Annotated in this window: 17 protein-coding genes; 6 read left to right on the forward strand and 11 right to left on the reverse strand. The window is 50.5% G+C overall.

The genetic code is table 11. The annotated features are described in order from the left end of the window. Positions 1 to 34 precede the first annotated feature (34 nt). Positions 35 to 574, forward strand: coding sequence for a purine phosphoribosyltransferase family protein (locus tag BM185_RS08085; protein ID WP_091961868.1), 540 nt, complete (start codon positions 35 to 37; stop codon positions 572 to 574). Between the two features lie 9 nt (positions 575 to 583). Here the strand turns inward: BM185_RS08085 and ttcA are convergent, their stop codons facing one another. After that, a complete protein-coding gene (ttcA, locus tag BM185_RS08090) occupies positions 584 to 1,438 on the reverse strand; it encodes a tRNA 2-thiocytidine(32) synthetase TtcA (protein ID WP_091961870.1) in 855 nt (284 codons plus the stop codon). A 146-nt stretch (positions 1,439 to 1,584) separates the two neighbouring features. On the opposite strand from ttcA, the gene BM185_RS08095 reads away from it, so the two are divergent. After that, entirely contained in the window at positions 1,585 to 2,190 is a 606-nt protein-coding gene (locus tag BM185_RS08095) for a DNA-J related domain-containing protein (RefSeq protein WP_091961873.1), read from the forward strand. An 18-nt stretch (positions 2,191 to 2,208) separates the two neighbouring features. After that, on the forward strand, positions 2,209 to 3,297 hold the full coding sequence (locus tag BM185_RS08100) for a polysaccharide deacetylase family protein (protein ID WP_091961876.1): 1,089 nt from the start codon (positions 2,209 to 2,211) through the stop codon (positions 3,295 to 3,297). A gap of 16 nt (positions 3,298 to 3,313) precedes the next feature. On the opposite strand, the gene BM185_RS08105 is transcribed toward BM185_RS08100, so the two are convergent. The 5 genes from BM185_RS08105 to BM185_RS08125 all read right to left on the reverse strand — a co-directional run bounded on the left by BM185_RS08105 (position 3,314) and on the right by BM185_RS08125 (position 8,614). Further along, entirely contained in the window at positions 3,314 to 3,937 is a 624-nt protein-coding gene (locus tag BM185_RS08105; protein WP_091961878.1) for a 3'-5' exonuclease, read from the reverse strand. A 22-nt stretch (positions 3,938 to 3,959) separates the two neighbouring features. Next, on the reverse strand, positions 3,960 to 5,795 hold the full coding sequence (locus BM185_RS08110) for a DUF294 nucleotidyltransferase-like domain-containing protein (protein WP_091961881.1): 1,836 nt from the start codon (positions 5,793 to 5,795) through the stop codon (positions 3,960 to 3,962). 133 nt (positions 5,796 to 5,928) lie between these two features. Then, complete coding sequence (locus tag BM185_RS08115) at positions 5,929 to 6,450, reverse strand: hypothetical protein (RefSeq protein WP_091961885.1); 522 nt, start codon at positions 6,448 to 6,450, stop codon at positions 5,929 to 5,931. A 100-nt stretch (positions 6,451 to 6,550) separates the two neighbouring features. Beyond that, a complete protein-coding gene (locus tag BM185_RS08120) occupies positions 6,551 to 8,347 on the reverse strand; it encodes a sodium:solute symporter family protein (protein WP_091961887.1) in 1,797 nt (598 codons plus the stop codon). 6 nt (positions 8,348 to 8,353) lie between these two features. Further along, positions 8,354 to 8,614, reverse strand: a complete 261-nt coding sequence (locus BM185_RS08125; protein ID WP_091961890.1) for a DUF4212 domain-containing protein — start codon at positions 8,612 to 8,614, stop codon at positions 8,354 to 8,356. 319 nt (positions 8,615 to 8,933) lie between these two features. Between BM185_RS08125 and BM185_RS08130 the strand changes: the two genes are divergently transcribed. After that, positions 8,934 to 12,893, forward strand: coding sequence for a hybrid sensor histidine kinase/response regulator (locus BM185_RS08130; RefSeq protein ID WP_091961893.1), 3,960 nt, complete (start codon positions 8,934 to 8,936; stop codon positions 12,891 to 12,893). A 2-nt stretch (positions 12,894 to 12,895) separates the two neighbouring features. On the opposite strand, the gene BM185_RS08135 is transcribed toward BM185_RS08130, so the two are convergent. From BM185_RS08135 to BM185_RS08145, 3 genes are all read right to left on the reverse strand, one after another. Then, positions 12,896 to 13,558, reverse strand: coding sequence for a LuxR C-terminal-related transcriptional regulator (locus BM185_RS08135; RefSeq protein WP_091961896.1), 663 nt, complete (start codon positions 13,556 to 13,558; stop codon positions 12,896 to 12,898). Positions 13,559 to 13,697: 139 nt separating this feature from the next. Continuing rightward, positions 13,698 to 15,647, reverse strand: a complete 1,950-nt coding sequence (acs, locus tag BM185_RS08140) for an acetate--CoA ligase (RefSeq protein ID WP_091961900.1) — start codon at positions 15,645 to 15,647, stop codon at positions 13,698 to 13,700. A 150-nt stretch (positions 15,648 to 15,797) separates the two neighbouring features. Continuing rightward, on the reverse strand, positions 15,798 to 16,355 hold the full coding sequence (locus tag BM185_RS08145) for a SprT family zinc-dependent metalloprotease (protein WP_245751734.1): 558 nt from the start codon (positions 16,353 to 16,355) through the stop codon (positions 15,798 to 15,800). Between the two features lie 45 nt (positions 16,356 to 16,400). On the opposite strand from BM185_RS08145, the gene BM185_RS08150 reads away from it, so the two are divergent. Further along, entirely contained in the window at positions 16,401 to 17,036 is a 636-nt protein-coding gene (locus tag BM185_RS08150; protein ID WP_091961903.1) for a YecA/YgfB family protein, read from the forward strand. Positions 17,037 to 17,039: 3 nt separating this feature from the next. Here BM185_RS08150 and BM185_RS08155 read toward each other — a convergent pair whose 3' ends face one another. Further along, the gene (locus BM185_RS08155; protein ID WP_091961905.1) at positions 17,040 to 18,164 is read right to left on the reverse strand and encodes a phospholipase D-like domain-containing protein; all 1,125 of its coding nucleotides are present in this window, start codon (positions 18,162 to 18,164) and stop codon (positions 17,040 to 17,042) included. Between the two features lie 38 nt (positions 18,165 to 18,202). Between BM185_RS08155 and plsB the strand changes: the two genes are divergently transcribed. Further along, positions 18,203 to 20,617, forward strand: coding sequence for a glycerol-3-phosphate 1-O-acyltransferase PlsB (plsB, locus tag BM185_RS08160; RefSeq protein WP_091962741.1), 2,415 nt, complete (start codon positions 18,203 to 18,205; stop codon positions 20,615 to 20,617). Here plsB and BM185_RS08165 read toward each other — a convergent pair. Beyond that, positions 20,603 to 21,367 (reverse strand): class I SAM-dependent methyltransferase, encoded by a 765-nt coding sequence (locus BM185_RS08165; RefSeq protein ID WP_218149418.1) that lies wholly within the window; start codon positions 21,365 to 21,367, stop codon positions 20,603 to 20,605. The two genes, plsB and BM185_RS08165, sit on opposite strands and share 15 nt — an antisense overlap. Positions 21,368 to 21,372 lie beyond the last annotated feature (5 nt).

Below are 21,372 nucleotides of genomic sequence, written 5' to 3' on the forward strand. Positions count from 1 at the left end.
CTCAAGACTCTGTATGTAAAAGGAGGAACTCAAGATGCTGGACGATTTCCCACTCAAGCAGCTGGTTACCAGCCACAAGGACTTTCCCAAGAAAGGCTATACCACGCGTGACCTTTCTGGGCTGCTGTATGAGCCCAAAGCCCTGCAAATCATTACCGACACCTTTGCCCACAGGTACGTCGACTCACCAGCCACCCATCTGATTGTCCTTAAGGGCAGAGGCACCATGTTTGCTGCCGTCCTGGCTTATAAACTCAACCTGCCCCTGGTGTTGATTCGGGACCTGGGTGAAGAGCCAGGAGATGTGCTTTTTGAACGTGCACCCAGCTCAGGTGGAGACCGCACCCTGGAAATGCGTGAAGGGCTGATCAAAGAAGGCGATCAAGTCCTTTTATTTGATGACATCCTGTCCACTGGGGGTAGTCTGATTGCCGCTGCCGCCCTCCTCAGACGCCAGGGCGCAGAAATTCATGAAGTTGCCACCCTCATTGATCTACCTGATAAAGGCGGCAGTTCGCGCTTACAGGAAATCGATGTTTCCACCTACTCTCTAATGGCCTTTGAGGGCGACTAAAAGCTTTCTCTAGGCTTCGCTAACCAGCTGGTCAATCAATTGAATACGATTGGCTAGCGCCTCTTCCCGTTTAGCCTCCAAGCCCTGGAAATCAAAAAGCCGGGTGTCGGCCAACTGAGAAGGGGCGACATTCTGCAAAGCATTAAAGAGGGTCTCAATTCGGCCCGGAAAGCGCTTGTCCCAGTCCTGAAGCATTTCCTTGATGACTTGGCGCTGTAGGTTTTCTTGAGACCCGCAGAGGTTGCAGGGAATAATGGGAAACTCCATCAGCTCCGCAAACTCCTGGATATCTTTTTCCTTACAGTAGGCCAAAGGACGGATGACGATATTTTTGTTGTCATCCGATAAAAGCTTAGGCGGCATGGATTTAATGCTGCCGCCAAAAAACAAATTCAAAAACAGGGTTTCCAGCAGGTCATCGCGATGATGGCCCAAGGCAATTTTGGTTGCGCCTATTTCTTCGGCAAAGCCGTAGAGACTTCCCCTGCGCAGACGCGAACAAAGCCCGCAGGTCGTTTTACCTTCAGGAATTTTTTCTTTAACGATGCTATAGGTATCTTTTTCCAGGATATGAAAAGCCACATCCAGGCTTTGCAGGTATTCAGGCAGCACCTCTTCAGGAAAACCGGGCTGTTTCTGATCCAGGTTAACGGCGACCAGCTCAAAGTTCACTGGCGCACTCTTCTGCAAGCCCATCAGGATATGCAAAAGCGTATAGGAATCCTTGCCCCCTGACAGACAAACCATGACCTTGTCACCTTCCTGGATCATATCGTAGTCAGCAATCGCCTGTCCGGTCTGCCGCCGCAGCCGTTTTTGCAGCTTATTGAACTCTTTTTTGGCCTTGGGTAGCAGTTCCTGCATGAGTATACCTCTAGGGTTTTGCTTTAAAGGTGGGCAAATTAACTAAAGCAGCATTAAATGTAAATGCTCTAAGCGTTTTCTAACCCATCAGGCCCTGTTAAGATCCAAGTCTGGGACTGATTATCCAGCTTAAGGTTTGTATCAAAATGACGGCGTTACAAGAAACTCGGCTTTTCGAGGAAATTCTGGAAGTGCTCCAGGAATTTCCCGAGGGAGTCAATGAACACTCACTACTCAAACAGCTGGACCAGAAGGGTACCGTAACCCTGGAAGCTGACACCTTCAGCGACAACGTCAAACTCTTCCGAACCCACTTTCTGCTCTACAATGCACTTTATCAGTTGCGTGACGACCTCTGGCGTACTGCTCGGGGCCATCTGGAGATAACTGCTGTGCGCATTCAATTACAGCCCTACAATCCTGGGCAGGCTGCACTTCAGCAACATGACCCTATGCGCGACTATTATCTGGACATCGAACAGCTTGAGAAAACCACGCAGCAGGATATAGAAACTGCTTTGAACAATTTCTGGAAACGCCTCCACCAGGAAAGTGTTTTCACGGGTGGCGGCCTTAAAGCCAAGGCTCTGGAAACCCTGGGCCTAAGTGAAGGTGTTACCGCCAAACAAATAAAACTCAGCTACCGCCGCCTGGCAATGCAGCACCATCCCGACCGTGGCGGTGATCCTGAAAAACTGCAAGACATCAATGAAGCCATGGAAGTTTTGAAACCCTTGCTTAAATCCTCTTGACCACTAGGGAACCTGAGTATGCGCCAAGTAAGCTTATTGATTCTGTTACTAACCGGCCTGATTTGGACCACTCAAAGCTGGGCCGAAGAAACCCCACGCTTTCATGCATCAATTCTGATGTACCATCACATCAGCAGCTCGACACCACCTTCTACCAGCACACCCAGCAAAACCTTTATTGAGCATTTGGATATGCTGGAAAGAGATGGCTTTGAAGTTTGGCCTTTGGATCGTGTTGTCGAGCGTATCCAGCGCCGTAGACCCCTGCCAGACAAGATAGCCGTACTCACCTTCGATGATGCCTATATCAGCGTCTATGAAACCGCTATGCCGATTATGGAAGAAAGAGGACTGCCCTACACGATTTTCGTGAATGCAGATCCAATCAATCGTGACCGCCCTCTTTATATGAGCTGGGATCAACTGCGTGAGGCCAAGGAAAAAGGCGCAATCATTGCCAACCACACCCTCAACCACCCACACATGGTTCGCAAGCAAGAAGGCGAAAGTCAAGAAGAATGGCTAGAGCGGATGCGCCATGAAGTTGAAGAAAACCAGCGCCAGTTAATCGACCAATTGGGTACTGCTCCCAAACTCTTTGCCTACCCCTATGGTGAATACAATCCTGAGCTGGAAAAACTGCTCAGAGACCTGGGCTATGTGGCCTTTGGTCAGCATTCCGGCCCGGCAAGCCCTTTTACCTCACTCCAGGCCCTTCCAAGGTATGCAGCCAATGGCATTTTTGCCAACCCCAACACGCTAAGAACCAAGCTGCATGCACTGCCCTTCCCACTAACTTCTGAATCACCCGCCTCAGGGGTGCTCGAAGCTGAAGAAAGGCGTCCCACGCTGGAGTTCACTATGGCAGAAGGGGATTATCGCCTTAATCAGCTGCGCTGTTATGGGCCAGGTGCAGAAGTCCTGGATGTACGCACCCGCAGGCAGGATGATGGTAGCGTCAAGGTAACGGTCAACACCAACAAAGCCTTAAACCCAGGACGTCCACGTTATAACTGCACCGCTCCCCATAGCGCTGAAAACCGCTGGTTCTGGTTTTCACGCCAATGGATGCTGCCACGCCGGGATGGCAGCTGGTACGAAGGTTAAGGCATCACAGCAGGGGTCAGCAGGTAGGTACTGGCCCCTTTAATAAGCGCACATACATCAGGGCGGTGGTAATCGCATCCCCCAAGGCGGAATGCCGCTCTCCCACCATGGGTACGCCCAGTTTCTCAGCAATTTTCTCAAAATGCAGGTCTGGCTGAAGTTCAGGATTGGCACGGCGAACCTTATCCAGATAACAATTGGAAAGCTCCAGGGTCTTGTTGGGCAGGCTAAAACCAAACCTGGGGCGAATAAAGCGGTTTAAAACCGTAATATCATAATTGATGTAGTAGCCCATAATCGGACGATTGCCGACAAAATGCAGCAGCTGATCCAAGGCATCGGTAAGTATTTCGCCGCCACGCAAATCGACACCACGAATACGGTGGATTTTAATTGAATCACCGGTCAGGCTATCTGGTTTTTGTAATTTGATATCCAGCTTATCACTGGTCAACACTTGAGTGCCCTTGATCTTAACCGCAGCGATGGAAACCAGCTCCGCTTTTTGCGGGTCCAGATCCGTCATTTCGCAATCCAGGGCCACCACTTCGTCCCCCTCATAGGGTTCAAAGAGAAAGGAAAACTCACCATCCTTTTGTGTCCACTTGTCCGTTGCACTTCTAATTGTTTTTAAAACCATGACAGCTCACCCCAAATTATTGTTATCTTTCAAGATGGTAGCGGTGCGACATACGCGACTTGAATTCCTTGACCAGATGCAGCGCTTCACGCAGCAGGTCTCGATCCAATTTATTTAAATTCACGGCACTGACCAGGTTGGCTTCATCCATAGCCACCTCACCTCTTTGTGCACGCAACTGTTGCTGCAGTCGCAGGGTGCTCATCACCGCTAAAGCTTCAGCCAAATCCTCGGCAAATTTCTTCTTGATAATCTTTCTTTCTGCCAGCTTTTCAAGGCGCTGAAACGTATTGGTTTCACGCAGCTTATGCTGCAACGACATGGTCCTTACACCATGGACAATCGGAAAAATGCCGCCTTTCTTGATATCCATTCCATCGGAATTTTTTAAGCCACCAAAAAATGTCAAAGGTGTGCTGAAACGGCGCAAGGGCATTGCAAAATAAGAGTAAAAAACCTCGTTACCTTCCAGTTTAGTAAATAACTGATCCCTTACCCGATTAAACAAGCGGGTATCTCCCGCAACCGCATGGGCATCCACAAAGATCGCAAGATTCATCAAGCCAGTGCCCTCTACAGAACCCGACCACTGAGCCAGTTTTTTATTCCATTGGGACTCAGTCATCACCCACTCGGGGTTGGAAACCATGATATTTCCAGGACAGAGCGGATAACCAAATTCCAGCAGGGTCGCAGTAAACTTATCCATCACCTTGCTGCACTCAGGCCAATCCAGGTCATCGGCAAGGATCAGCGCATTATCTTGATCCGTTTTCAAAACCTGCTCGCCGCGCCCTTCACTACCCATAACCAATAGACAGCACTTTTGACGAATTTCTTCTGGGACCAACTGTTCAAAGGCCTTGGCAATAATCCGGCCATTCAAAGCGGCCAGCAAATCCATGGCAAAACGTATTTTGACGCCCTGAGAAACCAGACCGCTGACCAAAGCGGTTGTCCCTTTAGCAGCCCGAGCCAGCTCAAACAAGTTGGATGCTCTTTCGATCTGCAAACCAATAACATGCGATTGACTGGAGAAGAAACTAAGCACATCGGTCAACTCAACCAAACCGGCCAGCTGTGATCCTTCAAAAACAACAACCCGCTGTATTTTGTGGCGGGTCATCAAAACCAAGGCATTAAACAGGAAGTCATCAAATTGAACGGTCAGCAGCTTATAGCTGGCCAGATCACAGATATCAGTATCCAGCCCCAGGTTATTCAGAACCACTCCTTCCAGCAAATCCGTACGGGTGACCATGCCATACTGGTCGCCCTTGCGAACCAGCAGACAATCAGCCTGCTGCTCTCTCATGGTGGCTGTTGCCTGGCTGATACTGGTGCCCGCTTCCAGAACTACGGCATCACGCAACACCGAAGCACCCACCTTGGCCAGCATAAAGGCGGACATATCGCCGCCCCCTTGCTGCTTGCTACGCCGACTTTCCAGCAAGCGGGCTTTTTCAGCCAGTGTATTCTGAAAGTAGGCGGCAAAAGCCGGGTTATCATCGAGGAATTTTAAAAACAGAGACTTGGGCAACAACCAAACAATGGTTTCTTCCAGCGTACGAAAGGTGTAACGGCTGGAACCATTAATAATACTGATCGCCCCAAAGATATCTTCCTGGGCATATTCACGGATAACCCCGCTGTCAGGGTCATCAGCTTCTATTTTTGTATCTATCTCTGCAACCGCGCCCTTCATGACCACAAAAACGTAATCACTACTCTGGCCAGTCTCGATAATGATTTCATTTTTACCAAAATAGCCAATATCCAGACTCGTCAGCAACTGCTGCTGTTCAGCGTCCGTCAAAAGGTCAAAAGGCGGATGCGAAATGTCGAATTCGTTGCTCATGGTGCTTATCCTTGTTATTGGAGCCTTGCCCTGGAGCTTCTCTCAGGGCTAACGAGATCCTTCATCCATGATTTTTATTATGGTTATTTGAATGTAACAAACACCTGAGCTGGCTGTAAGCCGTACTTTAGTCTCAGCTTCCTGAGCTGTTTTCGCAGATCGCAAGATACAAGGGATCCGAGCTACTAAGGCGCCTTAAATCATCAAGTTGCAGCTCGCGTTCCGCCTTCATAGGAACCAGTTCACGGTTGTCACAATTCAGCACAAAGGGCTGGCTACGCACCTGATCGACATGCTGCTTTTGGAAACGGTAAAGCATGAATTCCGTCACTCTTTCTCCATTTAGCTCACTCTGACGAATGCTTGATTCATCTAAAACCGTGAAGGCTGAAGTCATGGGGACTACCAGTGTCCAGGGGCGCCAAAAGTTCTCCTGTGTCTCTGAAGAGACGACTCTGGCCTCACTGGGCAACTGGGTTTGTTTATGCTCAAACCAACCATATTCAATGTTAATTTGGTAACCCAGCATCCCCAGGCCAGCAAAAACAGGGATGATCCATTTGGGCAAGCGCTGCCCACTCAGCTTACGCAGTAAAAGCGCCACACCGGCTGCAGCCAAACCAGCAAATACTGCTGCAATCAAATGCCAGATCATAAAATACTTTCCTCAAAATAAGTCGGGCTTCCTAAACAGGAAGCCCGATTTTGCTTTAACCCTCAACAGAAATCCATCTGCTTTTCAGGTTAATTACCACTTAGTGATCAACAGCACCACCAGCACCTTTGGGGTAGCGCACGCTTTCAACCAGCTCTTGAATTTCAGCAGGCGGAGCGGCGGTTACCTTGGCTACTGCGAAGGCAGTACCGAAGTTCAGCATGGCACCCACAGCACCGAAGGACAGAGGCGAAATACCGAACAGCCAGTTGTCAGGTGTGTTAGGCAGCATGTTGGTTCCTGGAATGAACAGCCAACCCAGGTAGGTGAAGATGTACAGCAGGGTAGAGATCAGACCTACCAGCATACCTGCAATCGCACCCTTGTCGTTCATCTTGATGGAGAAGATACCCATCATCAACGCTGGGAAGATGGACGCTGCTGCGATACCAAAGGCCAAGGCCACCGTCTGTGCCGCAAACCCAGGCGGATTCAGACCCAGATAGGTTGCGAGGAGGATCGCTGCTGCCATAGAGAAGCGGGCAGCCATAACCTCGCCCTTCTCACTGATATCAGGCTTGATGGTCTTCTTGATCAAATCGTGACTGATCGCTGAAGAGATTGCCAACAACAGACCTGCAGCAGTTGACAGAGCCGCGGCGATACCACCAGCAGCAACCAAACCGATTACCCAGGGTGGCAGGTTGGCAATTTCAGGGTTAGCCAGCACCAGGATATCGTTGTTAACACTCAGCTCATTGCCTTCCCAACCGCGTTCTGCAGCTGTTTCAGCAAAGTCAGGATTGGCATCATTGTAGAACTGGATGCGACCATCATTGTTCTTGTCAGTGAAGGTCAGCAGACCTGTATCTTCCCAGGTCCTCACCCAGTCAGGACGATCTTCATAAGCCAAGGGGTTAGCCAGAGCTTCTTCATAGTTCTCAACCTGGCCAGCCGCATCTGGGTAAACCGTAGTGATCAGGTTCAGACGCGCCATGGAAGCAACAGCAGGAGCTGTCAGGTAGAGGATAGCGATGAAGACCAGCGCCCAACCAGCAGACCAACGAGCATCAGCTACCTTGGGTACAGTGAAGAAGCGGATGATTACGTGAGGCAGACCAGCAGTACCAAACATCAGCGACAGGGTGAACAGAGTCATGTTCAGCTTGTTGGAGACGTCAGCGGCATAATCCTGGAAGCCCAGTTCAACCAGTACTTCACTCAGCTTGGCCAGCAGAGGCATACCTGATTCAGTATGAGTGCTGAACATACCAAACATGGGGATGGGGTTGCCAGTCAGTTGCAGAGCAATGAAGACCGCAGGAATGGTGTAGGCAATGATCAATACAACGTACTGAGCAACCTGCGTGTAGGTAATACCCTTCATGCCACCAAATACGGCATAGAGGAATACGATGGCGGCAGCAATCCAGATACCCGCTGCACTGGGGATTTCCAGGAAGCGAGAGAAGGCGACGCCAGCACCAGTCATCTGACCGATTACATAGGTTACCGAAGCAACAATCAGGCAGACAACCGCAATGTTACGCGCGGTATTGCTGTAGAAGCGGTCACCAATGAAGTCAGGCACAGTAAACTTGCCAAACTTACGCAGGTAAGGCGCCAGCAGCAGAGCCAGCAGCACATAACCACCGGTCCAACCCATCAGGAACGAGGAGTTGGCATAACCACCAGAAGCCAGCAGACCGGCCATGGAAATAAAGGACGCTGCAGACATCCAGTCAGCTGCAGTCGCCATACCGTTGGTAATGGGGTGTACACCACCACCAGCAACGTAGAACTCTTTGGTTGATCCGGCACGGGCCCAGATCGCGATACCTATGTAGAGTGCAAAGGATGCACCTACAAACAGAAGGTTGATTGCAAATTGACTCATGCAGGTTTACTCCCCAAGGCCAAATTTTTCATCGAGCTTGTTCATTTTCCAGGCATAGTGGAAAATGATCGCGATGAAACAAAGGATTGAGCCCTGTTGGGCAAACCAGAAACCCAAATCGGTACCGCCAACAGGTATACCTGCCAAAAGCGGACGCAAAAGGATTGCAAAGCCGTAGGATACCAAAGCCCAGACGAACAGGCTTCCGAAGATCAGGCGAAGGTTCGCCGACCAGTAAGCAGCAGCATTGGATTTATCATCTGCCATAGTGTTGCTCTCCATTTATTGTTATTGAGAGTTTTGGGGAAACGCCCAAACGATTCTGCAAAAATATCTGTGTAAATGTAAGCCCCGACATTAGTAGTAAGCTGATCGTCGAATATCCAGAAAACAGCAGCTAGTTACTACTTATCAACAACTTAGATGAAAAAGCAGAGACTCAACTGTGACCCTTGACCACAGGAAACAGTACAATGGTCTAATGGGATTCAGAAACGACTTGATTGACTGAGGTTAATCCAGGGGTTCAATAACCACGGCAAGACGGCATAATAGCGGCTTTACCAACTCTGGACTGGAATTATCTATGTTTGCAGGCTGGCAACTCATCCTCTTTTCTCTGGCCTATTTATTAATTCTGTTTGCCATTGCCTGGCAGGGTGACCAGAAAGCACGGAAGCAATTACAACCCAAAAGCCGTCCATGGATCTATAGCCTTGCGCTGACGGTTTACTGTACCTCCTGGAGCTTCTTTGGTGCTGTTGGGCAGGCTGCAGGCGGTGGACTTCTCTATCTGAGTATTTTTCTTGGTCCGATACTCACTTATTTCTTTGCCTGGCCTTGGTTGCGCAAAATTTTCCGAGTCAGTAAAGCACAAAACATTACCTCTATCGCCGATTTTATTGCTTCTCGCTATGGCAAATGGCAAACCCTTGCCGTGGTCGTTACCGGCATCGCCCTTATCGGCACCCTGCCTTATATTGCACTTCAGTTAAAAGCTGTATCCATGGCTTATGAAGTTCTGACCAGCTACCCGGAAGTCGCTAGCCAAGCTGAGTACACCAATCTGCCTATCCTGACGGATACAGCCTTTCATGTGGCGGTGGTGCTGGCACTTTTTGCCATTCTCTTTGGTACCCGCCATATTGATGCTACTGAGCACCATGAAGGCCTGATTCAAGCCATTGCCTTTGAATCACTGGTCAAGCTTTTTGCATTTCTCGCCGTCGGCATCTTTATTACCTGGGGGGTCTTTTCTGGTTTTAGTGATTTGACCGCCAAGGCTGAGTTTTTCAGGCCCTTGGAAGCACAACTCAACACCAGTGCCTTGACTCAGGGTTTTGTCGCCCAGACCCTGCTGGCCATGATGGCCATCATTCTTTTACCCAGAATGTTCCATGTGACCGTGGTTGAAAATGCCCACAAAGATGATGCCCGCCATGCCCGCTGGTTTCTGCCTGCTTACCTGACCCTCTTTGCTATTTTTGTCTTACCCATCGCAGCAGCGGGGCTGATCACCTTCCCAGATGGCAATATTGAAGCCGATACCTTTGTCCTGACTTTACCCCTTGCCTATGATGCCGGCTGGCTGGCTCTACTTGCTTATATCGGCGGCTTTTCTGCGGCGACCAGCATGGCCATCATGGCAACGGTTGCGGTCAGCATCATGGTTTCCAACGAAATAGTCATTCCCTTCCTACTAAAAACACGTTGGGTCAGCAGTACATCCCACCAAAATTTTGGCCGCCTGGTGCTGAGAATTCGTCGCCTGACCATTCTCTTGGTTTTACTACTGGGCTACCTGACTTATCGCATCATTGCAGAATTCAACTCTCTGGCAGCTACGGGCTTTCTGGCTTTTGCAGCCATAGGGCAATTGGCTCCCGCCGTTATTGGTGGCATCCTTTGGAAGCAGGGAAATCGCTGGGGTGCTCTCGCAGGCCTGATTATTGGTGGCATCTTCTGGACCTATACCCTCTTGCTACCTAGCCTGGAAGCAGCCGGTCTCGTCCACCACCAACTTCTTAGCCAGGGCCCCTGGGGAATCGAATGGCTAAGGCCAACGGCCCTTTTCCTGCCCACCGGGCTGGATTTCTTTTCCCAGGGTGTCCTCTGGAGTTTGACGGCCAACCTTCTTGCCTATGTTTTGGTATCCCGTTTTACCCATCAGCGCGTGATAGATCGCATCCAGGCTTCTGCCTTTGTTGATAACCTGGAAAGCAAGCCCGCTAAAAACTCCAGACTCTGGAAGGGCTCAACCAATCTGGGTGATCTACGCCTATTAGCTGAACGTTTTCTAGGTGAAGGTCCGGTCAGAAAGGCTTATCGCGACTATGCCCTCAAACGCCACCTGCCTGCTTTACGGGATGAAGACCCAGCCAGCATTGAAATCATCCAGTTTACCGAACGCTTATTGGCCGGGGTTCTAGGGGCTTCCTCGGCGCGGGTGGTGATGAGCTCGACACTGCAAGGCAAGGAAATAAAAATCTCTGATGTCATCTCCATTGTCGATGAAGCCTCCCAGGTTCTTGAGTTCAACCGCGGCCTCTTGCAGTCCACCATAGAGAACCTCTCTCAGGGTATTAGCGTGATTGATCAGCACATGAACCTGGTGATATGGAACCAACGCTACCTAGAACTCTTCAGCTTTCCGGATAATTTTATTCGCGTCGGTCGTCCGGCTGTGGAAATTTTCCGCTATAACGCCGAAAAAGGAGAATATGGCCCCGGTGATCCTGAAACCCATGTTCAGCAGTTGATGGATAACATTCAGGAAAACGAGCCTCACCGTTACCTGCGCTACCGCAAGGATGGCACCGTTATTGAAATACAGGGCAACCCTATGCCTGGTGGCGGCTTTGTTTACAGTTACCAGGACATTACCCAGCAAAAACAAATTGAAGAAGCCCTGATTCAGTCTGAGAACAATATCCGGATTTATACCGACAATGTTCCTGCACTGATTGCCTACTTTGATACCGAAAGGCGCTACCTGTTTACCAACAGAGCCTATGAAGAAGCCATGAACATCGATCGCAACCGGGTAATCGGTCGGCCTGTTTATGAAGTTCTACCTCCGGCTGAGTATGAGGCACGCAGCTCCTTTATGCGCGCTGCCTTGGAAGGACGCCGACAAACCTTTGAATTAGAGCTACCTGGCCGCAACCACAGCATTCGCTATGCACTGGTCACCTATACTCCACACGTCGCCGAAAATGGTGAGCTACTGGGTTTCTTCGCGCTCTATCAGGATATTACTGAGAGGCGGCTGGTTGAAATAGCCCTTCAGGAAACCAATGAACATCTTGAAGAAAGGGTTCGTGAACGTACCCTGGCTCTCTCTGAGCTTAACTCAGCACTCTTTAAAGAAAACCAGGTCCGGGCCCAAGCGGAAGACAGTATGCGCCTGGCCAAACAGCAGGCTGAAGATGCCAATGCTTCGAAAACTCGCTTTTTGGCAGCTGCCAGTCATGACTTACTCCAGCCACTGAATGCTGCCCGCCTGTTTACCTCTGCACTGGCCCAGCAGGTTCAGGAAGAAGAGCACATCAAAACCACCCGTCATATCGACAACTCACTGAAAGCCGCCGAAGAGTTGCTAAGTACCCTCCTGGATATCTCCAAGTTGGATGCTGGTGCCCTCCAGCCCAAAATCAGTGATTTTGCCTTAAGCGAAATCCTTAACCCCTTGATGGCTGAATTTGAGGTTATGGCTGCTGACCGGGAGCTGCATTTGGAACAAGTGAAAACCCAGGCCTGGGTCCGTAGTGACCCCCAGATGCTCAGACGCATACTACAAAACTTCCTTTCCAATGCCCTGCGTTATACCGGTGAAGGTCGGGTACTGCTTGGCTGTCGCCGTCAGAAAGACTCACTACGTATTGAAATCTGGGATACAGGACCTGGCATCCCGGAAAGTCGCATCAAGGAAATCTTCCAGGAATTTAGACGCCTGGACACACCGGATAAACGCAATGAAAAGGGTTTGGGACTGGGCCTATCCATTGCGGACCGTATGGCCAGAGTGCTTGGCCATGAAATTGCTGTACGTAGTTGGCAGAGCAAGGGGACGGTTTTTTCCGTTACCCTGCCGCGCGTAGCTGCTCAGCAAGTCGGCTCTACCTTTGTTCCAGGTAGACGCAATTTCAACAAGCTGGATGGCCTGGAGCTGTTATGTATTGATAACGAGCCGCTCATTTTGGAAGGCATGCAAGCCATGCTTAAAGGCTGGAAGTGCAACCCACATACAGCAACCAGCCTGGAAGAGGCGAAGGATCTGGTCATTGGAAATCCAGACCAGGAAATTGAAATCTTTCTGGCTGACTACCATCTCAATGACGGGAAAACCGGCATCCAGGCCCTTCAAGCATTGGAAGCTGCGACTGATCAAAAGCTGAGTGGAATCATCATCACTGCAGACCGCACCGATGAAATCGCCGATGAAGTTAGTGAAGCTGGCTTTCTACTACTGCACAAGCCCGTAAAACCCGCAGCCTTACGGGCAATGATTACGCGTCTTTTGCAAAGTCGCAAAAGACATGGCTGAAGTCAGTCAGCAACCTTGGGGGGGTCAACTTCCAGACGCTTGGCAGCAATAACTGCCTGAGTACGTGAATGCACACCCAGCTTACGCAGGATGGCTGTAACATGCGCCTTAATGGTCGCTTCAGAAACATCCAGCTCGTAAGCAATTTGTTTATTCAGCAGCCCTTCCGTCAGCATATTAAGAACGCGGAATTGCTGAGGGGTCAGAGATGAGAGAGCTTCAGCAAAACGGGCCTCATCTTCACTGATCTCATCAAGATTGGCTGCCACTTCAGGTGGGATCCAAACTTCCCCTTGAATAACCTGAGCAATCGCTTCAGCAATGGTGTCCAGAGATGAAGACTTGGGAATAAACCCTGAAGCTCCGTAATCCATCGCACGACGAATAACGTGATTATCTTCACTTCCTGAAACCACTACCACCGGAATTCCCGGATTGACGCCCCGCAAAAAGACCAGACCAGAAAAGCCATGAGCACCGGGCATATGCAGATCCAAAAGAATAAGATCAGCATCAGGGTTTTCGGCAACAACCTGGTGTACACCATCCAGGGTGTCAGCTTCTACGATCTCCACATCACTCAACGCCTGACGAACCGCTTGTTGCAAGGCAGCGCGGAACAGCGGGTGGTCATCGGCTACGATTATTTTGTGGCGTAAAGCCATTCAATTTCCTCCGGTGATAAAAAGTCACTCGACACGCATTATTATATTCCTGTTCACATTTATCAAGGTAACAGAAAAAGAAAGCCCCGCACTGAGGCGGGGCAAAGCAATGCCAAAGGGTTAGGCTTGCGACTACAACTTACTTGATTGCACGGTTGGCAATCAAATCATCAACCACTGAAGGATCAGCCAGGGTTGAAGTATCACCCAGACCATCGGTTTCATTGGCGGCAATCTTACGCAGAATACGGCGCATGATTTTGCCGGAACGGGTTTTGGGTAAGCCAGGAGAAAACTGAACCACATCTGGAGAAGCAATAGGACCTATTTCTTTGCGCACCCATTGGACCAATTCTTTTTTCAGATCATCGGAAGGATCGAAGCCATCCGCCAGAGTTACGTAGACATAAATACCCTGACCCTTGATGTCATGAGGGTAGCCAACCACAGCCGCTTCTGCTACTGCCTGGTGAGCAACCATCGCTGACTCTACTTCAGCTGTACCCATCCGGTGACCGGAAACATTGATGACATCATCAACTCGACCGGTAATCCAATAATAGCCATCATCGTCGCGACGGCAGCCATCACCGGTGAAATACATTCCCTGGTAGGTAGAGAAATAAGTTTGTACAAAGCGCTCATGGTCACCCCAGATAGAGCGCCCTTGACCAGGCCAGGAATCCAAAATAACCAGATTACCTTCAGTTGCTCCTTCCAAAATCTTGCCTTCTGCGTCAACCAAAGCGGGTTGAACACCAAAGAAAGGTAGCGTTGCCGAACCTGGCTTCAGATCGGTTGCACCAGGCAGGGGTGAAATCAGAATGCCACCCGTTTCTGTTTGCCACCAGGTATCAACGATAGGACACTTGCTATTGCCGATTTTATCGTAGTACCACTGCCAGGCTTCAGGGTTGATGGGTTCACCCACCGAGCCCAACAAGCGCAAGGAATCACGCTTGGTGTTGCCCATCACATCGTCGCCTTGGGCCATCAGGGCACGAACGGCTGTTGGGGCGGTATAAAGAATGGTGACACCATGCTTATCAACAATATCGCCAAAGCGGCTGTGTGAAGGATAAGAAGGTACACCTTCAAACATCAAGGTAGTGGCACCGTTGGCCAGAGGGCCGTAAACGATATAGCTGTGACCAGTAACCCAGCCCACATCAGCAGTACACCAGTAAACATCACCGGGATGGTAATCAAAAATATACTGGTGGGTCATAGAGGCATAGACCATGTAGCCGCCCGTTGTATGCTTCAAGCCTTTAGGCGCACCTGTAGAGCCTGAAGTAAACAGAATGAAAAGCGGATCTTCGGCCTTCATTTCTTCAGGGGCACACTCATCAGCGGCATCCTTGACCAGATCATGCCACCAGACATCCCGATCATCGTGCCAGGCAATATCACCACCGGTACGCTTCAGAACCACAACATGTTCAACGGTTTTAACCTTGGGATTGGTCAGGCCTTCATCCACATTTTCTTTCAGTGGAACCTGCTTGCCACCGCGCAGACCTTCATCTGAAGTAATGATGACACGTGAATCAGAGCTGATCACACGGCTGGCAATCGCATCAGGAGAGAAGCCACCGAAAACTACTGAGTGGATAGCACCGATACGGGCACAGGCCAGCATGGCAACGGCTGCTTCAGGCACCATAGGCATGTAGAGGGTTACTACCTCACCCTTCTTCACACCCAGCTTTTTCAAACCATTGGCAAAGCGGCAAACCTCGTGATAGAGCTCACGGTAGGTTACTTTCTTGTCTTCGTTGGGGTCATCACCTTCCCAGATGATGGCAACTTCATCGCCGCGCTCTTCAAGGTGACGATCCAGACAGTTGACAGAAGCATTCAGGGTGCCATCTTCAAACCAACGAATATCGACATTATGAGAATCAAAACTGGTATTTTTTACCTTGGTGTAAGGTTTCATCCAGTCAATACGCTTACCCTGCTCTGCCCAGAAGGCTTCGGGATTTTCCACCGACTCCTTGTACATGGACAGGTATTTTTCCTTGTCGATCCAGGCCGTTTTTGCCAGTTCGGAAGGGACAGGATAAAGCTTTTGTTGTTCGCTCATCAGACTCAGCCTCTGTGTCTCAATGGATTTGTTTTTGTGTCGACTTACTGCAGGAAGTTATACATGCCTGAAGCAGGGTAACAACATTAGACCTTGGTAGAAGCTTTTTTGTATTATTTTTCAATAGCTTACAACCAAGTGACCAATAGGTCATCCTTCGGTCACGCTTTGATCCAGACGTACAAAGCCTAAAAAGCTATTGCACTCCCGGCAAATGTATCGCTGGCCACGCAAAATCTTGTTGTGACGCCTGACTGTCAAAGCGTGTTCTTTACCCGGACAGGCACATTGATAAATATAGCCCTGTCGAGCCGAACGTCGAGTATCAAATTGATGAGTAGCTTTGGGTTTCAGCTCAAAAACCTGTTGCATGATTTGCTGCCATTCACGGCCATGGGGTTTGATTTTTCGCCCATGCAGTTGCCAAGCCAGTAAGTGTGCCACTTCGTGAGGTACCACCTCAGACAGAAAAGCCTCCTGATTTTCTTTTAATAGCACCGGGTTAAACCTCAAGCGATTCCGGTTTAATTCAGCCACCCCGGCACTTCGCCCTCGAAGATCAAGACGCACCTCAGGGCGAGGAAAGGATTTCAGATAAAAGTTCTCTGCCAAGGCATAGCAATGCAGAACCTGACTGCGCAGCTGCACAAAGCCTGGGTTATGCCTAGGCCGGGCCAGAGACTCAAAAAGTGACTGCTGTTCGTTCAAAAGCCTGTTAACCTTGTGCAAATCCAATTTAAGCAAGATTCTAGCATGCAAGAAGATCAACAACCCCCTCAGAGCCTGCTCAATGACGACCAGTTGGAACAACTGGATGGGCTTCTATCACAACTGAACCAGGATGACGAGGCTACCAACCTGTTTACCAGCCTGGGTTATGTGACGGCTCAGGCCATGAACCCCCAACCCGAAAACGCAGCAGTTTGGCTGGATGCGTTGCTGGATAACCCTGAAGCAGCAACTACAGCCAAACAAGAACTGCTGGGGCTTCTTCAACAAGCACATCGCCTGGCAGCCCAGGGGTTTTACCAGGGGGCAGGAATCGAACTCCCCTTTATACCTGAGTGGCAGGATGAAACGGCTGAGTTTATTACCGACTGGTGTGCAGGCTTTATGCAGGCTGTCTTTGAACAGGAAGACGTTTGGTTCGATGATCAGGAACAGGCACTTGCCGAACTCCTGCTGCCTATCATGGCATTATCCGGTCTGTTTGCTGAAGAAGCTGACTTTGCAGAAATGGAAGAAGACCCGGCACTGCTGGATGCCTTTGCACGCCAGCTGCCTGAGTTGCTACTGGATATTTACTGCCAGCTCAATGCTCCAGAAGAAAAGCAGCCAAAAAGCACTGGCAAACCCAGTTCGGGTAAAAAAAACCGACGCAGGCGTTAACAGCTAGCTGGGGCTTTTAAACCGCTGAATCACTTCATCAAGCAGGCCCCAGAAATATTCCCTGATTTTTTGTCGGCGCGAACGCCTTTTCCAAAGCTCGGCATCCAACCAAAGGCTTTGCGCCCGACACTCTTGAAACCAGCTTTCAACCTGTTCGGCAAAAGCTGCATCCAATACCTCCTGGTTAGCTTCAAGATTCCAATGCAGTCCCCAGTGATCAAAATTGCAAGACCCCACCGAAGCCCAGTCATCGCAAAGGCTAACCTTGGCATGCAAAAAACTGGGTTGGTATTCATAAATCTGCACACCGGCAGCCAGGAGCTTCTGATAAAACCTTTGGCCAGCATAGCGAACTGGGGGATGATCCGTTTCTGGCCCTGGCAAAAGTAGATGCACCTCAACACCTCGACGGGCAGCAGCCATCAGGGCACGGCGCAAGCGCCTGCTGGGAGCAAAATAAGGCGTAGCCAACCAAATCTGCTGTTTGGCCTGCTGAATATTTCTCAATAGCGACAGCTTGATAGCGTGCAAATAAAGGCCTTGCCCATAGACCAAGCGGCCTTCACCACCCTGACGGTAAAGAGCAGGCGGTGAGCAGGCAAGCAGCTCCAGTTTTCGGCCTCGGGCCTGATGCCAGGTTCGCCAAAACAGGGTTTGCCAGTCAGCCACACAAGGCCCCTCGATTCTCACCACCACCTCTTGCCAGGCTGCTTCGCTGCCCGCAAAGTCATCAGTCAAACCAAAGCCACCGGTAAAAGCAATGCGTCCATCCACCAATAGCAATTTACGGTGATCACGCATCAAGTTACGACTGACCTTGCGCCAATGCAGGGGATTAAACCAGTTAATACGAACTCCGGCTGCAAGCAACTGCAAGCGCTCATCATCATTCAGTTGGGCAGCACCAAAGCTGTCCAGCAGCAAGGCAACCCGAACACCGCGCAGTGAAGCTGCAACCAGGTGCTGAATCCACAGCTGGGTTTGCTGGCCGGACTCAACCAGATACACTTCCAGCAAAATATATTCAGTTGCCTGATCTATCTCGGTTAACATGGCTGGAAAAAACTCCTGGCCCTGCACCAAGAGCTGTAACTGATTACCAGCACGCCAGGAAAAATGTTTAGCCATTAACGGTGGCTTCCTTACTCTTTGTGATTACAACAACCATGCTCAACCAACTGCTCAAGCCTCTGACCTACCCGGCCCGCAAGCTCATCAGCTGGCCCCTGTTACTTTGGACCAAGGCCCGTTTTATTCAAGAGCCCAAGGCTATTGAAACGGATAGAGAGACCTACTATCTACTGGCCCGTAGCAACCTGACCGAACCCCTGTTGCTTGAGCACCTTACCAAAAAGCAGCAACTACCGGCGGCTTCCAGCAACCGCTTGTTGTTTTTAGAGCAGGCACCCCCCTGGTGGAAGAGTCACCTGGGGCCACAAACCCGTGATGACCTTTATCAACTCTGGCAGAGCCTACAAGAAGACCCCGAGCGCCAGGTTCAGGTTATACCGGTTAGTTTCTACTGGGGTCGAGCACCCGGTCGGGAAGAACCCCTGGTTAAAATTCTAACCGCCGATACCTGGGCGTTCATGGGTGGTATCCGGCGTTTCCTGACCGTTATCCTTCATGGTCGCCAGCTCTGGGTTGAAATGGGCGCACCTCTCAATCCGCGCGAGGTTGTGAATCAGCAGCAACTGGATCAACGGGGGGTTGAATTTGCTGCAGAGAAGAGTTTGCGTCTGCTTAGACTCTACTTTCGCAGAGCCAGAACCCGGATTCTCGGTCCAGACTTATCGCATAGGCGCACCCAACGTAATACTCTAATGGCCAGTGCTCAGGTTCGTGAAGCTCTGGCCCAGGAAGCAAAAACCAGCTCACAAAAAAAAGCTCAGGACCTGGCCCTGCGCTATTTTAATGAAATAGCATCCAACGTTTCCTACCCGGTTCTACTGGTTTTGGACCGCCTGCTATCCAGCCTTTGGAACCGCCTTTATGACGGCGTAAGAGTAACCGGGCTTGAACAGTTGCGTGACCAAGCAGGCCAATACACTCTGGTTTACCTACCCTGCCACCGCAGCCATATCGATTATCTACTCCTCTCTTATCTGCTGTTCAAACAGGGACTCATGCCTCCCCATATCGCTGCAGGCATTAATCTCAATATGCCTCTGATTGGGCCTCTGCTCAGACGCGGCGGGGCCTTTTTTATGCGCCGCAGCTTCAAAGACAACCCCCTTTACTCAAAAGTATTCAATGAATACCTCTATCAACTCTACAATCAGGGCCACCCCGTAGAGTTTTTCATTGAGGGTGGACGCTCAAGAACTGGACGTACCCTGCCGCCACGTCCTGGCCTTCTGGCCATGACACTCAAGGCCGCCCAAAGAGGAACCAAAAAACCCTTGTTGTTGATTCCTGTCTATGTCGGCTATGAAAAAGTGCTCGAAGGCTCAACTTACCTGCATGAGCTGAAAGGAAAAACCAAGAAAAAAGAGTCGCCACTGGATTTACTGCGGATGCTGCGTAGCCTGAAACAGGAATTTGGCCAGGTCGATGTCAGCTTTGGCCAACCTCTGGCTTTAGAAGGGCAAACGCTCAAGCATCTGAATGATCTGGATAGCCATGAAGCTGTTGCCTATCTGGGCCTAACTCTGGCGACCAGAATCAACCAGGCAGCCACCCTCAATCGCGTCAATCTGGTTGCTGTGGCCCTGCTGGCCAGTAGCCATAGGGCGCTGGAAGCAGACAATCTTCAGGCTCAACTGGAAACCCTCTCCGCACTGGCAGGCATGGCAGGGGTCGCCCAGCAGCCCGCTGGTCAGCCTCAACACTGGATAGAGACCTGTGAGCACCTGGGCTTTATCGAACGTCTTGGGCATCCTCTGGGACCCATTTATCGCTGTGATGAGCGCCAGGGCATTTTGCTGACCTGGTATCGCAATAATATCCTCCACCTCTTTGCTCTACCAAGCCTGGTCGCCTTTTTGTTTATCAATCAAAAGGAAGTCACCAGCGAGCAGATCTACCAGCAGGCCGCCAGTGTTTATCCCTTGCTGGCCCGTGAATTCTTTCTGCCCTGGAATGACGAAGAACTCAACCTGCGCCTGCTGCAAACCCTCAATCAACTGGCTGAGCTGGGCTTGCTGGAAAAAACGCAAGATGGCAAATGGCAAAAGCCTGCTGAACAACTGGGCAGCCATATGCGACTGCGGTTGCTGGCCCAACTGGTTCAGCCCACCTTGGAAAGAATTTATCTACTCTTGGGATTACTGGAAAGGGAAGGTAGCGGTGAGTTAAGCCGTGACGAACTGGTCAAGCGCACTCAGCAAATGGCCCAGCGCCTCACCCTCTTGCAAGGCCTTAACTCTCCCGAATTTGCAGATAGCCGCTTGTTTGAGCAGGCTCTGGAACTCCTGATCAAACTGGATTGGCTACAAGAAAACACCCAAGCCAAGCTGACCTTTGATGAACAGCTCGTGGATGCCATGAGCCGGGGTCGCCAGCTGTTTGATCCACAGCTCAGGCACCGCCTGCTCAGTTTAACCGCAGGTCAATCCAGCCCCTTGTTAACGGGCGAGTGATTTGAGGGGATAAATATCAAAGCGGTTGGCCTTACCGGTTAAGGTTAGTCCTGGCTCACGTCCAGCCAAAGCTGGGGCCTTGCGCGGCCGTTTCACAACCACCCTATGGCTGGCCAAGTCCAGGGCACTAGTCAGCAATTGGTCAGCATCCTTATCCTTGCCGACCAGCTCACGAAAGAACTGCATTTCTTTTTTAACCTGGGCCCCTTTGCCGTCCTGCGGAAACATGGGGTCCAGATAAATCACCTGAGGTTGAAAAGCCATCTGCTGTGCCAGCTTGGCCATATCCTGGATGGCATCCCCCTGAACCAAGTGAAGCCGTTCAAGTATCAAAGCCAACTCAGGATCCGCTTGCCTTCCTCTTTGCTTAGCATCACTCACCAAAGCGGCGACCCAAGGGTGACGTTCAACAGCTAAAACCTCACAGCCCAGACAAGCCAGCACAAAAGCATCACCTGCCAAGCCAGCGGTCGCATCCAATACTCGGGGCGTTATTCCTGGCTTGAGTCCACAAGCCTTGGCAAGTGCCTGACCTCGCCCACCGCCATACATACGGCGGTGAGCTGTTGAGCCAGCGGTAAAATCAACGCGTACCGGATGGGTTTTAGAAGCCTCGGCAGAGGCCAAAGCCAGGCCTTGGGCATCCAGAAGTAAATAGTAACCAGAGGCTGGCGGTTCGAGTACCAGGGGAAGATCAAGAAGGTTTGCCCAATACTGAGCAGCTGCCGAATCAGCAGCAGAGGAAGTCATTAACA

This window comes from Marinospirillum celere, from assembly GCF_900112235.1.
GTDB lineage: Bacteria > Pseudomonadota > Gammaproteobacteria > Pseudomonadales > Halomonadaceae > Marinospirillum > Marinospirillum celere.